Origin of the sequence: Nonomuraea fastidiosa (assembly GCF_042751225.1) — a bacterium.
Classification (GTDB): Bacteria; Actinomycetota; Actinomycetes; order Streptosporangiales; family Streptosporangiaceae; genus Nonomuraea; species Nonomuraea fastidiosa.
The window spans coordinates 8027966-8045143 of record NZ_CP170570.1; the positions used below are offsets into that span (position 1 = coordinate 8027966).

The 17178-nt window shown below is 71.2% G+C and carries 22 protein-coding genes; 7 read left to right on the forward strand and 15 right to left on the reverse strand.

All coding sequences use genetic code 11. The features are described from left to right. Positions 1–16 precede the first annotated feature (16 nt). Complete coding sequence (gene folE / locus ACFMQL_RS37100; RefSeq protein WP_378790256.1) at positions 17–625, reverse strand: GTP cyclohydrolase I FolE; 609 nt, start codon at positions 623–625, stop codon at positions 17–19. 135 nt (positions 626–760) lie between these two features. Between folE and ACFMQL_RS37105 the strand changes: the two genes are divergently transcribed. Further along, complete coding sequence (locus tag ACFMQL_RS37105) at positions 761–1516, forward strand: helix-turn-helix transcriptional regulator (RefSeq protein WP_378789481.1); 756 nt, start codon at positions 761–763, stop codon at positions 1514–1516. Here the strand turns inward: ACFMQL_RS37105 and ACFMQL_RS37110 are convergent. Continuing rightward, a complete protein-coding gene (locus tag ACFMQL_RS37110) occupies positions 1449–1973 on the reverse strand; it encodes a GNAT family N-acetyltransferase (RefSeq protein ID WP_378789483.1) in 525 nt (174 codons plus the stop codon). The two genes, ACFMQL_RS37105 and ACFMQL_RS37110, sit on opposite strands and share 68 nt — an antisense overlap. Before the next feature lie 48 nt (positions 1974–2021). Then, the gene (locus ACFMQL_RS37115) at positions 2022–2777 is read right to left on the reverse strand and encodes a methyltransferase domain-containing protein (RefSeq protein WP_378789484.1); all 756 of its coding nucleotides are present in this window, start codon (positions 2775–2777) and stop codon (positions 2022–2024) included. 28 nt (positions 2778–2805) lie between these two features. On the opposite strand from ACFMQL_RS37115, the gene ACFMQL_RS37120 reads away from it, so the two are divergent. Next, positions 2806–3255, forward strand: a complete 450-nt coding sequence (locus tag ACFMQL_RS37120) for a MerR family transcriptional regulator (protein WP_378789486.1) — start codon at positions 2806–2808, stop codon at positions 3253–3255. A 256-nt stretch (positions 3256–3511) separates the two neighbouring features. Beyond that, positions 3512–3958 carry a hypothetical protein gene (locus ACFMQL_RS37125; protein ID WP_364069451.1) on the forward strand — a complete coding sequence of 149 codons (447 nt, stop codon included), beginning with the start codon at positions 3512–3514 and terminating at the stop codon, positions 3956–3958. Positions 3959–4082: 124 nt separating this feature from the next. On the opposite strand, the gene ACFMQL_RS37130 is transcribed toward ACFMQL_RS37125, so the two are convergent. The 7 genes from ACFMQL_RS37130 to ACFMQL_RS37160 are packed head-to-tail and all read right to left on the reverse strand — an operon-like array spanning position 4083 to position 10300. Then, positions 4083–4691: a response regulator transcription factor gene (locus tag ACFMQL_RS37130; protein ID WP_364069449.1), complete on the reverse strand. Its 609-nt coding sequence runs from the start codon at positions 4689–4691 to the stop codon at positions 4083–4085. Next, a complete protein-coding gene (locus ACFMQL_RS37135; protein WP_364069447.1) occupies positions 4688–5761 on the reverse strand; it encodes a sensor histidine kinase in 1074 nt (357 codons plus the stop codon). The genes ACFMQL_RS37130 and ACFMQL_RS37135 overlap by 4 nt, the downstream gene beginning before the upstream one ends. Before the next feature lie 39 nt (positions 5762–5800). Further along, positions 5801–6982 (reverse strand): nucleotide disphospho-sugar-binding domain-containing protein, encoded by a 1182-nt coding sequence (locus ACFMQL_RS37140; RefSeq protein WP_378789489.1) that lies wholly within the window; start codon positions 6980–6982, stop codon positions 5801–5803. Between the two features lie 14 nt (positions 6983–6996). Further along, a complete protein-coding gene (locus ACFMQL_RS37145; RefSeq protein ID WP_364069443.1) occupies positions 6997–7767 on the reverse strand; it encodes a class I SAM-dependent methyltransferase in 771 nt (256 codons plus the stop codon). Further along, positions 7764–8591, reverse strand: coding sequence for a class I SAM-dependent methyltransferase (locus ACFMQL_RS37150; RefSeq protein ID WP_378789491.1), 828 nt, complete (start codon positions 8589–8591; stop codon positions 7764–7766). The genes ACFMQL_RS37145 and ACFMQL_RS37150 overlap by 4 nt, the downstream gene beginning before the upstream one ends. Continuing rightward, the gene (locus ACFMQL_RS37155; RefSeq protein ID WP_378789493.1) at positions 8588–9775 is read right to left on the reverse strand and encodes a nucleotide disphospho-sugar-binding domain-containing protein; all 1188 of its coding nucleotides are present in this window, start codon (positions 9773–9775) and stop codon (positions 8588–8590) included. The genes ACFMQL_RS37150 and ACFMQL_RS37155 overlap by 4 nt, the downstream gene beginning before the upstream one ends. 21 nt (positions 9776–9796) lie before the next feature. Further along, entirely contained in the window at positions 9797–10300 is a 504-nt protein-coding gene (locus tag ACFMQL_RS37160; RefSeq protein WP_378789494.1) for an acetyl-CoA carboxylase biotin carboxyl carrier protein, read from the reverse strand. Positions 10301–10472: 172 nt separating this feature from the next. On the opposite strand from ACFMQL_RS37160, the gene ACFMQL_RS37165 reads away from it, so the two are divergent. From ACFMQL_RS37165 to ACFMQL_RS37175, 3 genes are read left to right on the forward strand one after another with little or no spacing between them, the layout of a single operon-like run. Next, positions 10473–11867, forward strand: coding sequence for an FAD-dependent monooxygenase (locus tag ACFMQL_RS37165; RefSeq protein ID WP_378789496.1), 1395 nt, complete (start codon positions 10473–10475; stop codon positions 11865–11867). Continuing rightward, positions 11785–12036 carry a hypothetical protein gene (locus ACFMQL_RS37170; protein WP_378790257.1) on the forward strand — a complete coding sequence of 84 codons (252 nt, stop codon included), beginning with the start codon at positions 11785–11787 and terminating at the stop codon, positions 12034–12036. Before ACFMQL_RS37165 ends, ACFMQL_RS37170 begins: the two co-directional genes overlap by 83 nt. Then, positions 12024–13226 (forward strand): nucleotide disphospho-sugar-binding domain-containing protein, encoded by a 1203-nt coding sequence (locus tag ACFMQL_RS37175; RefSeq protein ID WP_378789498.1) that lies wholly within the window; start codon positions 12024–12026, stop codon positions 13224–13226. Before ACFMQL_RS37170 ends, ACFMQL_RS37175 begins: the two co-directional genes overlap by 13 nt. A gap of 28 nt (positions 13227–13254) precedes the next feature. On the opposite strand, the gene ACFMQL_RS37180 is transcribed toward ACFMQL_RS37175, so the two are convergent. The 4 genes from ACFMQL_RS37180 to ACFMQL_RS37195 are packed head-to-tail and all read right to left on the reverse strand — an operon-like array spanning position 13255 to position 14940. Then, the gene (locus ACFMQL_RS37180; RefSeq protein WP_378789499.1) at positions 13255–13983 is read right to left on the reverse strand and encodes a hypothetical protein; all 729 of its coding nucleotides are present in this window, start codon (positions 13981–13983) and stop codon (positions 13255–13257) included. Between the two features lie 8 nt (positions 13984–13991). Continuing rightward, a complete protein-coding gene (locus ACFMQL_RS37185; protein WP_378789501.1) occupies positions 13992–14168 on the reverse strand; it encodes a hypothetical protein in 177 nt (58 codons plus the stop codon). Then, entirely contained in the window at positions 14150–14491 is a 342-nt protein-coding gene (locus ACFMQL_RS37190) for an antibiotic biosynthesis monooxygenase family protein (protein ID WP_364069431.1), read from the reverse strand. Before ACFMQL_RS37190 ends, ACFMQL_RS37185 begins: the two co-directional genes overlap by 19 nt. Continuing rightward, positions 14488–14940, reverse strand: a complete 453-nt coding sequence (locus ACFMQL_RS37195; RefSeq protein ID WP_364069429.1) for a DUF1772 domain-containing protein — start codon at positions 14938–14940, stop codon at positions 14488–14490. Before ACFMQL_RS37195 ends, ACFMQL_RS37190 begins: the two co-directional genes overlap by 4 nt. Positions 14941–15080: 140 nt before the next feature. Here ACFMQL_RS37195 and ACFMQL_RS37200 point away from each other — a divergent pair, with 140 nt between their 5' ends. Then, entirely contained in the window at positions 15081–15884 is an 804-nt protein-coding gene (locus ACFMQL_RS37200) for an SDR family NAD(P)-dependent oxidoreductase (protein ID WP_378789504.1), read from the forward strand. Positions 15885–15986: 102 nt separating this feature from the next. On the opposite strand, the gene ACFMQL_RS37205 is transcribed toward ACFMQL_RS37200, so the two are convergent. After that, positions 15987–17177: a nucleotide disphospho-sugar-binding domain-containing protein gene (locus ACFMQL_RS37205; protein ID WP_364069425.1), complete on the reverse strand. Its 1191-nt coding sequence runs from the start codon at positions 17175–17177 to the stop codon at positions 15987–15989. Position 17178 lies beyond the last annotated feature (1 nt).

The following is a 17178-nucleotide window of genomic DNA, read 5'->3' on the forward strand; positions in this document are numbered from 1 at the left end:
CTCTTCGTACGGGCTGCTAGGCGTGCACTCCGGAGAGCGCGAAGAACTCCTGCCGGGAACGCGCGTCCTCGCGCAGCACCCCCTGCAGGGCCGAGGTCACCGTGCGGGACCCGGGCACCCGGACGCCGCGCATCGACATGCACATGTGCTCGGCCTCGATCACCACGCCGACCCCCTTAGGCGCCAGGTGCTGCTGGAGCCAGTCGGCCACCTGCTTGGTGAGGCGTTCCTGCACCTGCAGATCGCGGGCGAACAGCTCGACGACCCGGGCGAGCTTCGACAGGCCAAGAATACGATCACCGGGCAGGTAGCCCACGTGCGCCACGCCATGGAAGGGCAGCAGATGGTGCTCGCACAGCGACTGCACGGGGATGTCGCGGGCCAGCACGAGCTCGTCGTAGCCCTCCTCGTTGGGGAAGGTCGTCAGGTCGAACTCGCGCGGGGTCAGCATCTCGGCGTACGCGTGGGCGACCCGCTTGGGGGTGTCGGCCAGGTGCGGCGAGTGCGCGTCGCGGCCGAGCGCGGTCAGCAGGTCGGTCACCGCCCGCCGCGCGGCCTCCAGGTCGACGCCGCCGCCGCGGACCACCCGCAGGTGCCGCTGCTCCACATCATCGGCGGGCTGCATCACGGACTCGCTCATGCCGGCCGTCCGCGGTCATCGCATGCGTTCATCATCATGATCACCCTTCTTCTAATGACAAGATTGGTTAACATTAGAAGGGGTGCGGTAATTCCGTCAACAAGGGTGGGTTTTAGAAGCATGGGCGATGCCATCGGTGTGCGGCCGGCGTACATCTCCGCCATCGCGGCGCTGGACGAGCCGACCCGGCGTCGTCTGTACGAGTACGTGGTACGCCAGTCCTCGCCGGTGAGCCGCGACGAGGCGGCCGACGCGATCCAGGCCCCGCGCACCACCGTCTCCTTCCACCTGGAGAAGCTGGTGACCGAGGGGCTGCTGGAGGCCGTGTACGAGCGCCGCACCGGCAGGTCCGGTCCCGGGGCCGGCCGTCCGGCGAAGCTGTATCGGCGGGCGCGCGCTCAGATCGCGGTGTCGCTGCCGGATCGGCGCTACGAGACCGCCGCGCTCCTGCTCGCGGACGCCCTCCAGGAGGCCGAGGAGTCAGGTGAGCCGCCGCGTACGGTGCTGGACCGGCGCGCCCGCGAGCTGGGCCGGGAACTCGGCCGCCACGAGCCGGGCGCGGACACCCGCGCCGCCCATCCCGACGTCGCGCCACCCCTGGAGGAGCCCGGCCGGGAAGCCCGCACCTCGCACACCGGCATCGTCCAGACCTTGGAAGTGCTCGGTTTCGAGCCGCGCCCGTCCGACGGCACGATCGCGCTCGGCAACTGCCCGTTCCAGAGCCTCGCCGAGCGGCACGCCGCGCTGGTCTGCGGCATGAACCTGAGCCTGCTCACGGGCCTGCTCGAAGGTCTGAACGCCACGGACGTCACGGCCCGCCTCGCCCCCGCCCCCGGTCAGTGCTGCGTCCGCCTCGACCTGCCGCCAGTGCTTTGACGTAGCGGCGGGCCGGGACGGCGATCGGGCCGTTCTCGCCGGCCGCCCGGTAGTGGAACGGCCCTTCATCGGCCCAGCCGTTGCGCTCGTAGAAGCGGCGGGCGCGGGTGTTGCCCGCGACGACCGCCAGCCAGGCCCGCCCGTGACCGCCGGCCGCGACGAGGCGTTCGGCTTCGGCGAGCAGGGCGGTGGCCACGGGGGTGCCGCGGTGCTCCCTGGCGACGTAGACCTGCTCCACCTCGTCCCCGACCACCATGACGAACCCGGCCACGGCGCCTTCAACGACGGCGACGACCGTGTCCGCGATGCGCTGCGCGGCGCGTTCGCGGAACGACTCCGGAGTGCGGGCCGCCGCGAGAGCGTCGGGAACGTTGCCGCGATGCCCGTCGCCCCAGCCTTCGTGCCAGATCCGCGCGATCTGCTGCGCGTCTTCATCTCTCGCGGGACGTAACCGCACGCTCTCGCTCCTTCACGATCACTCACCGAATGTTCATACTATACCCCCCTACCGTATTGACGAGCCTCGGGTCGCGGAGGCGAGGAAGAGCGGCAGCGCGAGGAACAGCCGATCCTGTTCGGCACGCCGGGTCTGCTCGGCGGTCCAGGCGTCGCACTGCTCCCGGGTGATGGCCCCGGCCGCGTGTGCGGCCTGTGCGAGGCCGGTCAGCATGCGCAGCATCGTCGTGCCGGTGAAGACCTCGGTGTGCACCTCCACCTCCACGTCGCCGAACCCGGCGTCCAGCAGCAGGTTGCGGTAGGCGCGGGCGGCGCGCGGGTTGGTGATGAGGTCGGCGCGGGCGTGCACGATGGTCCGGGTGAGGCCGGGCTGGTCGGAGTCGATGACGAACGCGTCCCAGTCCTGTCCGACGAGCACGATCCGGCCGCCGGGGGCCAGCACGCGACGGGCTTCGGCCAGCGCCGTGGCCGGGTCGGCGAGCTCGTGGAACACCTTGTCCGCCCGATATCCGGCCACTTCGTGATCGCCCAGAGGCAGGCGGTAGGCGTCGCCGACGCGGAAGTCGGCCTCGGGCCGGCGTCGCCGGGCAACACCGATCATCTCTTCATTGACGTCCACGCCGATCGCCGTGATCTTCTGGTCGTTCAGCTCGGCCACCGCCCGGCCCGCACCGCAGCCCACATCGACGGCGGGGTCTCCGGGGCGGAGTCTGAGCAGTTCGTACGAGCGGGCGCGCAGCGCGGCGGCACCCGGCATGGCGTCGGCGATATCGAGCAGCCTGATGAGGTCGGTCTCGTTCGACATGCACGCCACCATGCGACTTAATGTCGGCATGAAGTCAACTCCGATGATGGCCATCGGCGAGGTCGCCGCCCGCTTCGGGCTCGCACCGCACGTCCTGCGCCACTGGGAGGCGATGGGGCTGCTCTCCCCCGCGCGCGTCGAGGGTGACCGCCGCCGCTACGGCCGCGACGACCTCTACCGGATCGCGCTGATCCTCCGCGCCAAGGAGGCCGGCATCGGACTGGCGGACATCCGCCGGATGCTCACCACCACCGATCCGGCCGCCCGCCGGGAGATCCTCCACCGCCACCGCGAGGACCTCATACGTCGCATCGCCGCCGCCCAAGCCTCGCTCGCCCTCCTCGATTGCGCGCTGACCTGCGAGCACGAGGACCTCGCCACCTGCCGGCACTTCCAGGCGATGCTCACCGAACGGGTCGGACAGGCCATCGCCACCGGACCGCATACATCGAAAGGCGAACCGGCCGCTGTCCGCTGACATCGTCGCCCGCTACAGCGAGATCAACGATTTGGACTTCTTTCCTTATACGGTCACCAAGTACGAGGAACTCCTGCGTCCGGCGACAACCTCGAGACGGCGGAGACAGAAGTGGACATCACCGCAGCCCGCCTGGCCGTCGTGGAGCTGGAAAGCGGCATTCAGCTGGACGATGAACTCATGAACGCTCCGCATCACATGCTGCCAATATAGCGATCGGCCCATGCCGGTTGAGAGAGGAGAAAGGCGGAGTTACATGCGGAAGCAGCGGGTGACGGCGATCGCTCTTGCCCTGTCTCTTCTCGCTGGGGGTTGTGCGCGGGCGCCTGAGGTGGTCGATCCCGGAGTTCTTGAAGAAGTCGGGAAAATCGGCACAATCGTCTGGAAAGACCGCTACACGGGATTGTCCGGGACCGAGACAATCGTGACCGACATTTTCCTGGTCGATGCCGGGGGCGAGACCCAGGAGGCATCGCTCAAGAAGGCGGTCGCGTTCCTGCACGGCCGGGGCTGGGTCACCTCGTTGGACGACTCGCCGGACAATGTGTGGCTGCAGTCGCCCAAGTGGAAAGGCGCCAACCTGGCCGTGTCCTCGCTCCGCGACACCCCGGAATACGGGCGACCCGAGGTGAAACAGACCGTCGAACGGCAGGGCGTCAAGCCTGAAGCGCTCGTCAGCGTGTCCGCGTACGTGGGCTGGTGAACGTTCCGGCTGTTCGATCTCCATGGCTGGAAGGCGCCCTGATCGGCTGAACCTCGTGGGCCGCTCGTACGGTGGCGAGCTGCACAGCCGGTCATCCTCCGGAACATCCCCCTGGAGAAAGGTCCTAAAGCCAGCCGTTGGTGTCGGCGATCTTGACTGCCTCGGCGCGGTTGCGCGCTCCCGTCTTGCTGAGGGCCGAGGAGATGTAGTTGCGTACCGTCCCCTCCGACAGGTTGAGCATCTCCGCGATCTCGACGGCCGTGGCGCCACCCGCCGCGCTGCGGAGCACATCGGCCTCGCGGCTGGTGAGCGGGTTGGCGCCTTTGGAGGCGCTGGCCAGCGCGAGTTGCCGGTCGATGACACGGTGGCCGGCGTGCACGCGCCGGATGGCGGCGGCGAGTTCCTTGGCCCGGATGTCCTTCACGACGAAGCCGGACACCCCCGCCTCCAGCGCGCGGGCGAGGTACCCGGGCCGCCCGAAGGTGGTGAGGATGATGACGCGTACCTTCGAGCCCGCCGTCTCCTGGAGTTTCCTGGCCACCATCAGCCCGTCCTCCCCGGGCATCTCGATGTCGAGCAGGATGACGTCCGGGGCGCACCGGGCCACCTCGGCGAGTACGGCGTCGCCGCGGTCGGCCTGGCCGACCACTTCGATGTCGCTTTCGAAGTTCAGCAGCGCGGCCATCGCCTCCCTGACGAGGTGCTGGTCGTCCGCCAGCAGCACACGTATCACGCAGATCCCTCCACTGGCAGGACGGCCCGCAGGACGAATCCTCCGTCCGGTGCAGGCGAGTGGTACAAGGTGCCGCCCGCCGCCTGGAGTCGCTCCGCCAGGCCGCGCAGCCCTCGGCCTTCGGTGCTCTTGCCGGGCCCGCAGCCGTCGTCGCTCAGTTCCAGGAACGCCTGGTCCCTGTCGACCCCGTAGTGGAGGCGGCAGTGGGCGGCGCGGCTGTGCCGGACGATGTTGGTGGTGCCTTCGCGTACCACCCAGGCGAAGACGGACGACGCTTCCTGCGGGACGGTCCGTCCGGTCACCTCGAAGCGCATGCCGGCGGCGTGCAGTGCGCGGCGGGCGTTGTCGACCTCTTCCGACAGGCATAAGCCGCGGTATTCGGACACCGCGAGCCGAACCTCGGACAGGGCCTTTCTCGACAGCTCCTCCACGTCGGTCATCTCGGCTCTGGCCCGGTCGGGGTCGGTGTCGACGAGCCGGCCGGCGAGCTGGCTCTTCAGCGTCATCACCGAGAGGCTGTGACCGAGGATGTCGTGCAGGTCCCTGGCGAAGCGCAGGCGCTCGTTGTCGATGGCCAGGCGTTCGGCCCTGGCGCGTGCCCTGGCCAGGATCTGATTGGCGCGGCGCAGCTGCAGGTGGTTGTGCATGGCCAGCGCGAACAGCAGTGCCAGGGCGGGGATCCACCAGAACTCTGACAGCGACGCCTGGGTGGCGATGCCCAGGACGATGCCGGCGATCGTCAGGCCGACCCAGATGAACACCGCTCGGGTCGACAGGCTGGAGACCAGCGCGGTGATCACGAGGAACATGGAGGCGAAGAGCCAGAACGGGCCCAGCGGCGGGGTGAGGGCGGCGGCGACCAGCCACAGCAGGACGAGCGCGACCGGCTCACGGTTCTCGTGCGGCCGGTCGAGCGCCGTCCACATGACCTTGAGGTAGAGCCCCACGAAAGTGGCGAGTCCGAGGGCTATGAGGGCGACCAGCCAAGGTTCCGGGTCGCCCGCCAGCCAGCCGGGCAGAGGCCACAGAACGATCAGCGCGAAGACGCCGGTCCATAGTCGGCCAGACATGTCCGCATTGTCTCCCGGGTCCGCGCGCGAGGACACCTGTCAAATGTCACAAAGGCGCCTCTCCAGGAGGCTCACCACCGTACCGGGGTCGGGCTGGCGGGCGATCTCCGCACGAAGCCGGTCCGCCGCCGCGCGCCATTCGCCGTTCTCCAGCACGGAGCGGAGCCTGTCGGCGATCAGGTCGCGGAACTCCTCTTCTCCCTCGCCTCTGCGGATCAGGAAGGAGCCGGCGCCGGTGGCGGCCAGGCTTCTGGCGTTCACGAGCTGGTCGGTGATGAGCGGGAACAGGATCTGGGGAAGGCCGAGTCCGGCGGCCGTCAGCATCGTTCCCGCTCCTCCCTGGTGCAGGACCGCGTCGCAGGCCGTCATCAGGAGGTGGAACGGCACCGACTCGGCCACGATGGCTCCCGGCGGCAGGTCGGGCAGCAGGGACCGCTCACGCGGCGCGACCGCCACCACGACGTCCACATCCAGCCGCGCCGCCGCCGCGACCACGGTGGGCAGCCCGAAGGCGTGCTCCCCCATGAGCCGCACGGTCGAGGTGCCCCAGGATACGAGCACTCTCGGCCGGGCCCGCGGCTGGTGCACCCAGGCGGGTTCGAGTCCTGGGCCGTTGTACGGCACGTAACGGACGGGCTGATGCCCCGCCTCCTCGGGGGTCTGCATCGACGGCGGGCAGCTGTCGATCGTCCAGTCGCCGCGGCTGCCCATCTCGGGAAGTCCCAGGTGTTCGCTGAGCGGCCGCAGCGCTTCGCGCTCCCAGGCCGGCGGCGAGGTGACCGGGCCGAAGAGGAACCGCACCGCGGGGACGCCCAGGCGGGCCGCCACCAGCGGGCCGGCGAAGGTGAGCGGGTCATAGACGATCAGGTCGGGCCGCCTGCGGCCGGCGAAGCGGAGGAGATCGTCGGTCATCGACCGGGCCACGTCCACGAAGAGCCCGTAGGCGCGCCGTTCGACGGCTTCGCGGTCGTTCTCCGCCATCGTTTTCCATGCGGGGCCGGGCGGTCCGAGCCGGGTGGACACATCGGACAGGAAGCGCGCTCCCAGGTCCACGTCATCGCCGCAGGCGACGCCGAGGTGGCCCGAGCGTGCGATCTCAGGCATGAGAGCCGGTTGGCCGGCGATCACCACCTCGTGTCCCGCGGCCCGCATCGCCCAGGCGAGCGGGACCAAGGGGTAGTAGTGGGAGCTCCACGACCACACCGCGAAGATCACGCGCACGGCGCACCCCCTGTTCAGCCGGGCCTGTGGAGCACGAGGTTCTGGGACACGCTGGGGTAGTACGGGCCGACGTAGAGCTCGGGCAGCGCCTGTACGACGTGCGCGGGGTCGTACTCGGGGAAACCGTTCAGCTCCCTGGGATCGCCGTGCGACATCTCCAGCCCGACGTCCTTGGTCAGCTCGTACAGATCGATATTGCGCTCGGCCTCGCCGCCGTCGAGCACCCCGAAGGGGCGCAGGTGCAGCAGGAGGTCGGAGGTCAGCAGGCAGAGCCCGCCCGGTGCGAGCAGGCCGGCGGCGTACGACAGCACGGCGCGCCCCGTGTCGCGGTCGAGGTGGTCGAGGGCGGACAGCAGGAAGACCCGCTCGAAGGAGCCCTCCGGCAGCTCGCCCGTCTCGCGCAGGTCGTTGATCAGCCGGACGTCCGTGCCGAACGCCTCGTTGAGCCGCGCGTGCGCCTCGACGGCCGGGCCGGTGACGGTGGGATCGACGTTGACCACATCGAGGCCCTCCATGGCGAGGACGAACTGCAGCCCGCCCAGCCCGGCCCCGCTGAGCATGGCGCGCATGCCGGGCCGAGGGGCGGCGGTGAAGTAGGCCCACGGGTACTGGAACGTCTTCAGGCCGCGCTCGGGCTGGAAGGCGAACGGCCCGTAGGCTTCGGCGTCCGGCGCGCGCAGCCGCTCTCGCAGCGAGACCAGCGCCGAGCGACCCCGGCCGTAGGGGGCGCCCCAGGTTCTGTTCCACTCCAGGTATTCCTGAGGTAGCGGGCTCCTGCCGATCATCGGCTGCCTCCCTCGGGTTTGGTCAGCACGAGCGCTTGTGACGCGCACGGATAGCGCGGTGAGATCAGCAGGTCGGGCACCAGGCTCACCACGTGAGAGACGTCGTATTGGGGGAAGCCGAGCAGCTCGCGCGGCTCACCTTGCACCAGTTCCAGCCCCAGATCACGGACGCATGCGTAGATGTCGAGGTTGGAGCCGTAGCTGTTGGCGGGCAGCACGCCGAACGGCCGTACGTCGAAGAAGAGGTCCACGGTGAGCAGCACGAGCCCGCCGGGTGCCAGCAGGGCGGCGGCGCTTTCGAGCACGGCCCTGGCCTCCGCCTGGTCGAGGTGCTCCAGCACCGACAGGCACAGCACGCGGTCGAAGGACTCGGGAGGCAACCCGGCGTCCTGCACCGTCTCGGGGATGAGCCGCACCTCGACGCCGAAGGCGTCGCCGATCCGCCGGTGGTTCTCCGGCGTCAGGCCCCACATCGCAGCCGACAGCGCGCCCCATTCCCCGTTCTTGGCCGAGGGGTCGACGTTGGTCACCGAGCAGCCCTGCATGGCCAGCACGAACTGCAGGCCGCTGAGCCCGGCGCCGATGTCGAGCACCCGCATGCCAGGCTCGGGCCGCAGGGCGTGGTAGGCCCAGGGGTACTCGAAGACCCGGGTGTCGCTGGTGAGCTGGAAGGCGAAGGGGCCGAAGGCGTCGGGGTCGATCTCGTCCAGGCATCGCAGCCTGTCGGCCACCTCCCACTCCTGCGCGGCCGGCCGGCCGTAGGGCGCTCCCCAGCGGGCGTTCCACTCGGCGTACTCCGGCGGCAGCGGGCTCCTGCCGATCATGATGCCGTCCCCTCGCGCGCGAACCGCTCCAGGTCGGCCACGATGCCGGAGGGCGGGGGCTGCTCCAGCATCTGGGCGCGCAGCAGGTGTGCGGCCTCGCGGCAGGACGGGTCGTCCAGCACCTTGGCCGCGTGCGCGAGCACCGAGTCCCTGCTGGTCTCCTTGGGAACCAGGTACGTGCCGGCGCCGCTGCGCTCGACCGGGATGGCGTTGACCACCTGGTCGGGCGTCTGCACCACCATGAGCTGCGGCACGCCGTGCAGCGCCGAGTTGAGCGTGGTGCCCGCGCCGCCCTGATGGACTATGGCGTCACAGGTGGGCAGGAGGACGTCGAGCGGGACGGAGTCGGCCACCCGCACGCCGTCGGGCATCGAGTCGAACAGCTCGAGCTGGTCCGGGGTCACCGCCAGGACGACCTCGGTGCCCATCGACGCGACGGCGTCCACCACGAAGGGCAGGCGCATCGCGTGCTCCTGGCTGAACTTGGTGGTGGTCGTTCCCCAGATGACGCAGATGCGGCGCTTGTCCGGCTTTTCCAGGAGCCAGTCAGGGATGCGGGACAGGCCGTTGTAGGGGACGTAGCGGACGAGCCGGCGGGGGATGTCCGCGGGGTACTGCAACCCGGGCGGGCAGGGGTCTATCGTCAGCCGCCCCACGGTGTCCAGGTCGCTGACACCGTACTCGGCCAGGAGGGGCGCCATGGCCTCCGCTTCGAGGTGCCGGGTGTCGTAGGTGAAGTCCGGTCCGAACAGGTTCCGGGCGGAAGGCACCCCCAGGAGCCGGGCCACGAGCGGGCCCGCGTAGGTGAGGGGGTCGTGCACGATCAGGTCCGGGCGCCAGGTCTGGGCGAACGTCAGCAGGTCGCCGGCCATCAGCCTGGCGATCTCGACGAATTGGGCGAAGGACTTCTGCACGCGCCGGCGCTTGGCGGCGTCCCAGTCGGCCGGGCCCGGCGGGTTCTGCTGCTCGACTCGCAGCGAGGCGAGCTCGCGGCGGTGGTAGCCGACGATGTCGAAGTCCGCGCCGGTGACCACGGCGGGCAAGCCGGCGCGCATGATGGTGTCCATCAGCGCCGGTTGGCTGGCGATGCGCACATCGTGACCCGCGGTGCGCAGCGCCCAGGCGATGGACACCATCGGGTAGAAGTGCGAGGGCCAAGCCCATGTGGTGAACAGCACGCGCATGCCGGGAACCCCCTTGTGGACTCAGGAATCGGAATCTGCGACGGCCAGGGCGAACAGGGGCTGGTCGAACTCGACTCGGGTGCCGTTGGCCACGAGGATCTCCACGATGCGTCCCGGACGGTCCGCCTGGACCTCGTTCATGATCTTCATCGCCTCGATGATCGCTACTTGCTGCCCCTTGCGGACCTCGTCGCCGGCCTGCACGAAGGGCTCGGCGCCAGGCTCTGGCGCCACGTAGAAGGTGCCGATCATGGGCGCCCGCAGGTAGTACAGGTCGGAGCGCTGTTCGTCGGTCTCGATCGCCGCTTCGGCGTCCGCGAGGCGCTCCTGCCATTCCAGCTCCAGGCTGGCGTCGGCGACTTGCAGCCGTACCCGCCTGATCGCTCCGCGCATACCGGCAAGCAGCCAGGCCATGTGGTGCACCAGCGCCTGAGCCGCATCCGCCGAGCCGGCCGGATCGTGGCGATCCGGCGTACGGGGCGGCGCGGGGTGATCCGGCGTCTGAACCGGTGTCTGATCCGGCATGGTCGTCCTCCGTGATGACCGGCCGTCATCGTCGTGGCGACGCTGTCAGGGCGGGCTCGTGCCGTGCTCGACATCCGCTGGTGCGCGGTGTGGCCCACTGCCTTTCGAGCCGGTCTGGATCGGCGTGGCGCACAGTCGGCGCGTCAGCTGTCAGCCGACCCGCGAGGAGAACATGAAGCAGGCAACGACCTCGGTCCTGATCGTGGGCGCCGGCCTGACCGGGCTGTCGGCGGCCGCCTTTCTCGGCTCGCACGGCGTGGACTGCCTTCTGGTGGAGCGCCATGCCGGTCCGCTCGCCCATCCGCGCGCCAGGGCGATCAACCCGCGTTCTGTCGAGCTGTATCGCGGGCTCGGGCTGGAGCCGGCGATCCGCGCGGCCCGATCGAGCGACGACGTGCCCGGCGCGCTGCTGATCAGATCGCGTACGCTGGCGGAACCGGCCGCGCACGAGACCGTCATGGTCCGGCGGGGATATGCCGAGGTGAGCCCGTGCTCATGGGCGCCGATCGACCAGGATCGGCTGGAGGCCATCGTCGCCGATCGCGCCCGGGCGCTCGGCGCACGCATCGTCTACGGCGCCGCGCTGCGCGCATTCCGGCAGGAGGCCGGGTGGGTCACCGCGACGATCGACGGGCCGGGCGGCGCGTTCGATGTGCGGGCCCGCTACATGATCGCCGCCGACGGCGCCCGCAGCCCGATCAGGGACGCGCTCGGCATCCCCATGGAAGGGGCCGGCCGCCTGGGCGAGACCGTCACCTTCCTCTTCAAGGCCGACCTGGACGGCGCGCTGCGCGGTCGCCGCGTCGGCATCGCGCACCTCGACCTGCCCGAAACCGGCACCGTGCTGCTGCCGCACGACGGAAAGGGCTCCTGGGTCATGAGCATCCCGCACCGGCCTGGCGATGAGTTCACCGAGGAGCGATGCGTCGCCGCGGTGCGGGCCGGCGTCGGCGATCCGCGGCTGGAGGTGGAGATCATCGATCAGTTGCCGGACGGGACCAAGACGCTGATCTGGGAGATCGGCGCCCAGGTGGCCACCCGCTACCGGCAGGGGCGCGTCTTCCTGGCGGGGGACAGCGCGCACGTCGTCCCGCCCACGGGGGCGCTGGGCGCCAGCGTGGGCATCCAGGACGTGCACAACCTCGCCTGGCGTCTGGCCGCCGTGCTCGCCGGCCAGGCCGGTCCCGCGCTGCTCGACGCGTACGAGGCGGAGCGGGCGCCGGTCGCGCGGCTCACGCTGGAGCAGGCGATGTCGCAGATGCGGCAGCGGACCGGCCGGGCGGTGCCGGGGCTCGGCGAGGGCGCCCCTGTCGACTACGACGCGGTCGTGTTCGGCTATCGGTACGGCCCGCCCTCGGACGGGCCGCGTGCCTGGCCTCCGGGGGAGCTGCGTGCCCAGGTGGGCACCCGCGCTCCCCACCTGCCGCTGGAGCGGGGGACGCCGCCTGTCGGCCATCGATCTGTTCGGGCACGGCTTCGTCCTGCTGACAGCGTCCGATCGCTGGGCCGGGGCCGTACAGGTGAGCGGGGTGGACGTGCGGGTGCACCGGATGGAGGCGCCGCTTGAGTGCTTCTTCGAGCGGTACGGCGTATCGGGCGACGGCGCCGTGCTCGTACGTCCCGACGGATTCGTCGCCTGGCGGGCGGAAAGCGCGCCCGCCTCTCCTGACGGCGGTCTCGCCGAGGTGCTGGACCGCCTTCTCCACCGGAGCGAGGGGGGAACATGCGGGTCTTGATGACGTCGTGGGCGGCGGCCTCGCACTTCCGGCCGCTGGTGCCGCTCGCGTGGGCGTTGCAGGCGGCAGGGCACGAGGTGCGCCTGGCCTGCCAGCCGTCGCTGGTGCCCGACGTCACCGCCGCCGGCCTGCACCCCGTCGTGACCGGCGACGACATCGACGTGAGCGGCTACTGGCGGGGAGCCGCCGTGGCCCCGGGGGACCGTTCCCGCCAGGAGGATCACGAGCGGGACAGGACGCTGCGCGCGCTGCGGATGTTCACCGGCGTGGCCGCCGAGATCAGCGGCGAGGTCGTGGACTTCGCCCGGGACTGGGGCTGCGACCTGGTCGTGTACGAGCCGCGCGCGTACGCGGGCCTCATCGCCGCCGAACTGCTCGGCATCCCGGCCGTCCGGCATATCTTCGGCGTCGACTTCACCTATTGGCGGCATGAGCGGGAACGGGAGCCGCTGTCGGCGCTGTGGGCCCGTTTCGGGCTGGGCGACGTCGACCCGCACGGGACGCTCACCGTCGATCCGTTCCCGCCGAGCCTGCAGATCGAGCGCCCGTTGCGCACGCGGACGATCCGCCCCGTCTCCTACAACGGACGCGAGATCGTCCCGGACTGGCCCGCCGGCGGGCGCCCGCGGGTCTGCGTCACCTGGGGCACGACGTTCGCCAGATCCGCGGGGCACCTGCGGCCGCTGATGACCGTGCTCGACGGCCTGCGCGACCTGCCGGTGACCGTGGTGGCGGCCGTGTCGGCCGAGCAGAGCTCCCTGCTCGGCGCGGTGCCGGCCAACGTGCGAATCGTCCGGTCGATGCCGCTCAGCCTCCTGCTGCCGGTCTGCGACGCCATCGTGCACCAGGGCGGCCCCGGCACCGCGCTGGCCGCCGTCAACAGCGGGATACCGCAGCTCCTCATCCCCTCGATCGGCGATCAGCCGCTGTGCGCCGGCCAGGTGGCCGCCGCCGGCGCCGGACGGGTCATCCCCTTCGACGCGCTCACCGCGGAACGCGTGCGGAAGGAGACGGCGGAGCTGCTCGGCTGCGCGCGCCACGCGGAGGCGGCGGAGCTGCTGCGCCGGGAGGCGCAGGCACAGCCGGCTCCGCGGCGCTTGTGGACGCGCTGCGGGAGCTGGCCGGGTGCTGAGGCCGGCGCGGGGTTCGGTGGCGTCGTGGACGCGCTGCGGGAGCCGGCCGGGCGCTGAGCCGGCGCGGGGTTCGGCGGCGCCGGCCTCAGCGCAAGGTGATCACCCTGTGCATGCCGAGCGCGGCGGAGTCGATGCCCGTCTCCGGTTCGCGCAGCCAGGAGAAGATGCCGTACCTGCCGGGCGGCAGGCCGGGCTTCAGCACGAGCTCCTTGCCCGGGGAGAGCGCGAGCATGCCGCCGACGGAGTCGTAGAACGGGCGAGGCGGCAGAGGACGCCCTTCGAGCTCGGCGTCGAAGTATTCCTGGATGTCCCGGTCGGTGGCCCCGGGCGCGAGTTCGAGGAACACCGCCTCCTGCGGCTGGTCGGTGTCGTTGCGTACGAGCAGGCGGCCGTTCGCGGGCGCGGACACGGGCGCGAGCATGATGTTCCTGTCGTGGAGGCGTTTCATGGACACCACGCCGTCGATCTTGGGCATCCGGGCGGGCGCGACCTCGCCCGTCACCTCGAGCCAGCCGAACGGCGAGGGGGCCGCCGCCGGTGCGGCCGCCGCCCGCTGCGCTCCCCACACGGCTTGGGAGCCGAAATAGTAAATGCCGGGCGTCATATTCTGGGTGAGTTCCACGGTGTCGCCGGGATGAATTTTCGCGCCGCCCGAGTAATCGACGTTCTCATACAGCGCGCGCACCGCGGGAAGCGCGATGGCCGGATCCGGTGAGGCGCTCTGCGCCATCCATTCGACGAATTGCTGGAGCGTGGCGCCGTTGCGCAGTTTGTAGATCGTCCACCAGTATCCTGGCGCGCCCTCCGCGGTCACCCGGAACGTCAGCGGGCCGCCGGCCGGGGGTTCGGGCCGGGCACGGTGAAGCCCTCCGGGGTGATGTGGACGTCCAGGACCGGCGGCAGTGGCCGCCCTTGCGCGGCGGCGGGTGCGCCTCCCGCGATGGGGACGAGGAACAGCACGAGCGCCGCGAGCACGGCGCTCAGGGGCTTGATTCGCATGGGGTGCTCCCATCTCGCGAGACGAGCAGGTGAATCTCGTAGTGGCCGCCGGGGCGCGAGCGGTCCTGGTAGCGGCGCAGCGGCGAGGGGTGATGGGCGTGCCGCAGGGCCCGTTCCCAGCCGGTGAAGGCGTCGCGGTCGGCCCAGTCCATGACCAGCACGTGGAGTTCGCGGTCGCCGGGCGAACGCAGCAGCTCGTGGCGGAGCAGCCCGTCGGTGCCGGCGAGCAGTTCCGCCGCCCGCCGGTAGGCCTCGGCGAGCTCCCCGCTCTCGGGTGTGCGGTGGTAGACCAGGACGCGCACGCCGGGCGCTGCGGCGTTCACAGCAGCACGCCCACCATGGAGACGCCGGCGACCAGCGCCGTGACGGCCAGGCAGGTGCGCACCATGTTCCAGGAGCGCCATCTGGCCCGCGGGTCCACGCTGTGCCAGTCCGCCGGCAGGTCCGCGGGGTCCAGGGCGGCGATCCACCGGTTGATGGGGACGTTCTTGGTCAGCGACACGGTGATGACCCCCGCGTACAGCAGCGCTCCGGTCACCGCCAGGGCGCGCACGAGGTCACCGGGTGCCAGCACGGCGATGGTGGCGTCGGCGAGCAGCGCGACGAGCAGGCAGATGGGCATGAAGGGGTCGAAGCGCGTGACCAGGAACTTGTGGACGTTCACGTACTGGTGGACGGGGAGCGCGACGAGCATCGGCGCACCGCCCAGAGCCGAGAGGCACAGCGCGCCGGCGGCCAGACCGCCGGCCAGCAGCGAGATGGGCAAAATCACGCTCAACACGGTTTCACCGCCATTCCGGAAAACGCACTCGACTTAATTTGACAGCCACAACTCGAGGACCGCTCGAAAGACGCTGCGAATTGTTTTCCGTGACGTCGACTTCGGTGTCGGACATTGATAGGTTCCGCGGTATGCGTGAATTTCGTGCCGCGCTCGTCACCGGGGCTTCCGGGAATCTTGGTCAGGCGTTCAGCCACGAGCTCGCCGCCCGAGGCTGCGATCTGATACTCGTCACGAGGCGGGAGGAGCGGCTGGCCGCGCTCGCCGGCACGCTCCGCGCCGCCCATGGTGTACGCGTGGAGGTGGTCGCGGCGGACCTCGCGGACGACCACGGCCTGCGCACGGTCGAGGAGCTGCTGTCCGAGCGCCCCATCGACCTGCTGGTCAACAACGCGGGCAGGTTCGACGGCGTCGCTCCCCTGGCCCACCAGCGGGCGGCGGACGAGGAGCAGGTCATCGCCGTGAACGTGACCGCCACCATGCGGCTGACCAGGGCCGCGGTGGCGGGCATGGTGCGCAGGCGGCGCGGCGGCGTGCTCAACGTGTCCTCGGCGAGCGCCTTCGAGCCCGCGCCCGGCGGGGCGACGTACGCCGCGGGGAAGGCGTTCCTGATCTCCTTCAGTCAGAGCGTGCACGGCGAGGTCAAATGGCTCGGCGTCGCCGTGACCGCGCTGTGTCCCGGTGCCGTGGGCTCGGGGATGGGGAAGGGCTCGCGCCGGTTCGGGCGGGTCATGGAACCCGCCCAGGTGGTGCGCGCCGGCCTCAGGGCCGTGGCGCAGGGCAAGGCGCTGTGCGTGCCGGGCCTGGACTACCGGATCCGGGCTTCGGTCGCGCGCATGGCGCCCGGGTGGGCGCGGCGCATGCGCTACCGGAGCTGGGGACGGCGGGCCGCGGCCGCGCTGGCGGCGGAGCAGCCCGCCGCGCGGAAGTCCTGAGCCGGGTTCACCAGGCGGCCGCCGCTGGGTCGTCCCCGGCGCGTCGCGAGCGGGCGACGCGGCGGCCGCCCGGGGACGCGGGCGTGCACAGCGGGCAGGCGGTCAGGCGGCCAAGCGGACGATCTCGTCGACCACGGTGGACAGCGGTGGCTGCGCGGCCACGTCCGCGGCGAGCGCGGCGGCGGCGTCGCGATAGGACGAGCCCTTGTCGAAGAGCCGGCGGACGCAGTCGCGCACCGCGTCGGGCGACGCCTCGTCCGAGCGGAGGAGCATGCCGGCTCCCGTGGCCGCGAGGTGGCGGGAGTTGATCATCTGGTCCGGAAGCTGGGGCAGGTGGAGCTGGGCCACCCCGTACTTCGCCGCGGTGAGCGTCGTCCCTCCCCCGCCTTGGTGCACGACGAGGTCGCAGGTCGGCAGCAGCGCGTCGAGGGGCACGGATTCGATCACCCGCACCGTGTCCGGCAGCTCGGGCAGCAGGCTGCGCTGCCGCGCCGTGATCGCGAGGACGACCTCCGCGTCCGCCTCCGCGCCGACCGAGGCGACCGCCCCCGTCACGTCCCCGGGCAGGAACGATTCCCGGCCGGTGAGCCGGTCGGTGGAGGTTCCCCAGGTGAGGCAGATGCGCGGGCGCGACGGCTGTTCGTGCATGCGCGGCGGTACCTCGCTCAGCCCGCTGAAGGGCACGTACCTGAAGCGGCAGCGGTTCAACGGCGCGTCGTTCTGCAGGGCGGGCGGGCACGGATCCACGGTGAGGTCGCCGACCGTGTTCGGCTCGCGGGTGCCGAGCGCCGCCATGAGAGGGTCGAGCACCCCCTCGCCCTCGGGGCGGAACCAGTAGCCGATGTCCGGGCCGAACAGGTTGCGTACGGCGGGCACGCCCAGCTCCTGCGCGGCCAGCGGCGCCGCCCAGGTCATCGGGTCGTAGACCACGGCATCGGGCCGCCATGCCCGCGCGAACTCCAGCAGGTCGGCGGCCATCGCCTCCATGATCTCGACGTACAGCGCCAGCGCGGTGAGGTGCCGCTCCCTGTCGCGGGCGGCGCGTTCCCCGGCGGTCAGCCCGTCGTCGGCGCCGTAGTCCATCATCGGGTGGACCTTGGTCCGGTACAGGCCGGCCGCGTCGACGTCGCGGCCGACGCTCACCGCGGGCAGCCCGGTCGCGCGGATGGTCGCGGCGAGCTCCGGCTGGCTGGCCACCCGCACGTCGTGACCTTCGGCCCGGCAGGCCCAGGCCAGCGGCACCATGGGGTAGAAGTGCGTGGACCACGCCCAGGTGGCGAACAGAACGCGCATG